The sequence below is a fragment of the Acidimicrobiales bacterium genome (genome assembly GCA_036273495.1).
In the GTDB taxonomy this organism is placed as follows: Bacteria; Actinomycetota; Acidimicrobiia; order Acidimicrobiales; family JAJPHE01; genus DASSEU01.
Genome location: DASUHN010000055.1, coordinates 1 through 3,304, shown reverse-complemented (window position 1 = coordinate 3,304; position 3,304 = coordinate 1). Strand labels below are relative to the sequence as shown.

Annotated in this window: 3 protein-coding genes; 2 read left to right on the top strand and 1 reads right to left on the bottom strand. The window is 73.0% G+C overall.

Annotation, left to right across the window (positions count from 1 at the left end; all coding sequences use genetic code 11):
* Both VFW24_02165 and glpK read left to right on the top strand, forming a co-directional pair.
* On the top strand, positions 1–751 hold a 751-nt coding region (locus VFW24_02165; GenBank protein ID HEX5265553.1), incomplete at its 5' end, for a sterol carrier protein domain-containing protein.
* Between the two features lie 329 nt (positions 752–1,080).
* Positions 1,081–2,619: a glycerol kinase GlpK gene (gene glpK, locus VFW24_02160; protein HEX5265552.1), complete on the top strand. Its 1,539-nt coding sequence runs from the start codon at positions 1,081–1,083 to the stop codon at positions 2,617–2,619.
* Here the strand turns inward: glpK and VFW24_02155 are convergent.
* Positions 2,616–3,304, bottom strand: a 689-nt coding sequence (locus VFW24_02155; protein ID HEX5265551.1) for a lysophospholipid acyltransferase family protein, incomplete at its 5' end; no start/stop codon positions are given. The two genes, glpK and VFW24_02155, sit on opposite strands and share 4 nt — an antisense overlap.

The following is a 3,304-nucleotide window of genomic DNA, read 5'->3' as shown; positions in this document are numbered from 1 at the left end:
GCTGGAGGTCCGCCTGGTGGCGACCGAAAAGGCCCGGGGGTCGATGGAGGAGGTGTACGAGCGGCTCCGCCCTGTGGTGCCGGGGGCGATGGAGCGCCCGCCGGCGTGGTGGGACCGGGTGCTCAAGGATCGGGATGGAGGCACGCTGCGGGCCGTGGTCTCGGACGGCAAGGCCGCGGTCGGTTACGCGTCCTACCGCGTCGACGCCTCCTGGGGGTACCGGGGGCCCGACAACCGGTTGAGCATCTCCGAGCTGCTGGCGGTCTCACCGGCGGCCCATGCGGCTCTCTGGCGGTACGTCTTCGGCGTCGACCTGGTGGGGACGGTCTCGGCGTACAACCGGCCGCCCGACGACCCGCTCGAGTGGTTGGTCACCGATCGACGGGCCTTGAGGCGCCGGATCAACGACGCCGTCTGGCTGCGTCTGGTCGACCTGGGCGCCGCCCTGCGGGCCCGGGCGTGGACCAATCCGGTGAAGGTCGTGATCGGGATCACCGACCCGTGGTGTCCCTGGAACGAGGGGGCGTGGGCCCTGGAGGCGGGGCCCGACGGCGCCGAGGTCGACCGGGGCGCCGGCAACCCGGACCTGGTGATGAGCGCGGCGTCGCTGGCCTCGGTGTACCTGGGTGGCCACCGCCTGGCGACGCTGGCCCATGCCGGGCTGGTCCGGGAGAACAACCCCGGCGCGGTACGGGCGCTCGATCTGGCCCTGGCCTGGGACCGGGCCCCGTGGACGGTGGCGATGTTCTGAACGCCCCGCTCGGGAGGAGGTGGGGTGGCGGGGATGGCCGCTGGGGGGAGAGGAAGGAGGAGGGGAGGAACCCCGAATCTGCTTTTGCGGCGCCGTATGTGAACTTTCATATATGGCCGGCATTTCGCCCGCATCAGTGACGGCGTCACCACGGATCGTCGAATAGTCCGGCTCGGATCTCGGACGGTCGACTGAGGATCGTCCGGTTTGACCCGGTCGTATGTGAATTTTCATATACGGCATGAAATTTCAATCCGCGGGTAGGTCCCCCTCCTCCCCCACCCGCTCGAAAGGGGACGCACCGGCCGCGGCTACGGTCTCGGCCCGCCATGGCCGTGGTGCTCGCCATCGATGCCGGCACGACCGGGGTGCGGACCATCGCCTTCGACGGCACCGGCCGGCCGGTGGACACGGCCTACCGGGAGCTGACCCAGCACTTCCCCCGGCCCGGGTGGGTGGAGCACGACCCGGCCGAGATCTGGGCCCAGGTGGCCGCCACCCTGGCCGAGGTCACCGGGCGCATGCAGGAGACACCGGCCGCCATCGGGATCACCAACCAGCGCGAGACGGCGCTGGCGTGGGACCGCCGCACCGGGCGACCGCTCCAACGGGCCATCGTGTGGCAGGACCGGCGCACGGCCGCCCGCTGCGAGGAGCTGGAGGCCGCCGGCCACCTCCCCACGATCCGGCGCAAGACCGGGCTGGTCCTCGACTCCTACTTCTCCGCCACCAAGTGGGAGTGGCTGCTCGGCCCGGGCGGCGTCGGGGCCCAGCAGGATCCGGCCGCGGCCCTGGCTCTCGGCACCGTCGACTCGTGGGTGCTGTGGAACCTGACCGGCGGACCCACCGGAGGCGTCTTCGCGACCGACCCGAGCAACGCCAGCCGCACCCTCGTCTACGACATCCGCACCGGGGCGTGGGACGACGAGCTGACCGAGCTCTTCGGGCTCCCCACCGGATCGCTGCCCGAGGTCCTGCCGTCCTCGGGCCGCGTCGGCACGACGCCCGGAGGCATCGGGGGCGTGCCGAAGGGGATCCCGGTGGCGGGCATCGCCGGCGACCAGCAGGCCGCCCTGTTCGGTCAGGCGTGCTTCTCGGCGGGCATGACCAAGAACACCTACGGAACGGGCAGCTTCGTCCTCATGAATGTCGGAGCGGAGTGCCCGGAGCCGGCCGAGGGCCTCCTCACCACGGTGGCGTGGGATCTCGGGCGGGACCACGGCAGCGGGCCGGTCTACGCCCTCGAGGGAGCCGTCTTCGTCACCGGCGCCGCCCTGCAGTGGCTCCGCGACGGGCTCGGCATCATCGACAGCGCGGCCGACGCCGGCCCGTTGGCGGCGGGCATCCCCGGCGCGGACGGCGTCTACTTCGTCCCGGCCCTGGCGGGCCTGGGCAGCCCGTGGTGGGACCCCGACGCCCGGGGGGTGATCACCGGCATCACGCGGGGCTCGGGGCGGGCCCATCTGGTGCGCGCCGCGGTGGAGGCGATGGCCTACCAGTCCCGGGACGTGGTCGAGGCCATGAGCCGGGCCGCCGGACGACAGGTCGAGGAGATGCGGGTGGACGGTGGGGCCTCGGTCATGGACGTCCTGCTCCAGCTGCAGGCCGACCAGCTGCGCGTCCCCGTGGCCCGGGCCGATGTGGTTGAGACCACGGCCCGGGGCGCGGCCTGGTTGGCGGGCGTGGCGGAGGGAGTGTGGGGCGGAACCGACGAGCTGGCCCGGCAGTGGTCGGCCGCCGCCGTGTTCCGCCCGTCGGACCAACCCGACGAGGTGACCGGTCAGGGAGCCGGCCAGGCGGCCGACCCCGCCCACGCCGGATGGACCCGGGCGGTGGAGCGGGCCCGGGGGTGGGCCCGGCGGGGCTAGACGGCCAGACCGGCTCCGGCGCCGGCCCCGGCGCCGACGAAGCTCGGCACCGGTGACTTCCCCGCCGGCGCCACCGGATGGGGCCGGCTGACCTCGGCCACTCCCACCGCCTCGGCGCGCTTGGCGTAGCGGTTGACGTACTCCTGGCCCGAGAGCTCCTGCAGGCTGAACATGACCTGGTCGGTGAAGCGCCGCAGCATCAGCGGGTCGGGCCGCCCCCCGTCGGCCTGCAGGTGGCGAGGCTCGGAGAACCGCACCCGGATGGTGCGGAACACCCGGGGCAGGATCCGCCCGATGGGCTGCGCCTCGTCCGTGCCCACCATCGCCACGGCGATCACCGGAGCCCCGGTGTCCGCCGCCAGGCGGGCCACTCCGGTGTGGCCCTTGTAGAGCCGCCCGTCCGGGGAGCGGGTTCCCTCCGGGTAGATCCCGAAGAGGCCGCCGGCGTTGACGACCTCCTTGGCCGTCTCCAACGCCCGCGCCGAGGCGTGCCCGTCCCCCCTCTTGATCGGGATCTGGCCCACCGCCCGGAAGAACCAGGCCGTCTTGGGATCGTCGAAGTACTCCGCCTTGGCGACGAAGGTGATCCGGCGGCGCAGCACGAGGGGCAGGAAGAACGAGTCGATGAACGAGAGATGGTTCCCCGCCAGGATGGCGGGGCCATCCGCCGGCACGTTCTCGAGGC

Coding starts and splice junctions, on each gene's coding strand:
- glpK (HEX5265552.1), top strand. CDS start 1,081: ATGGCCGTGGTGCTCGCCATCGATGCCGGCACGACCGGGGTGCGGACC.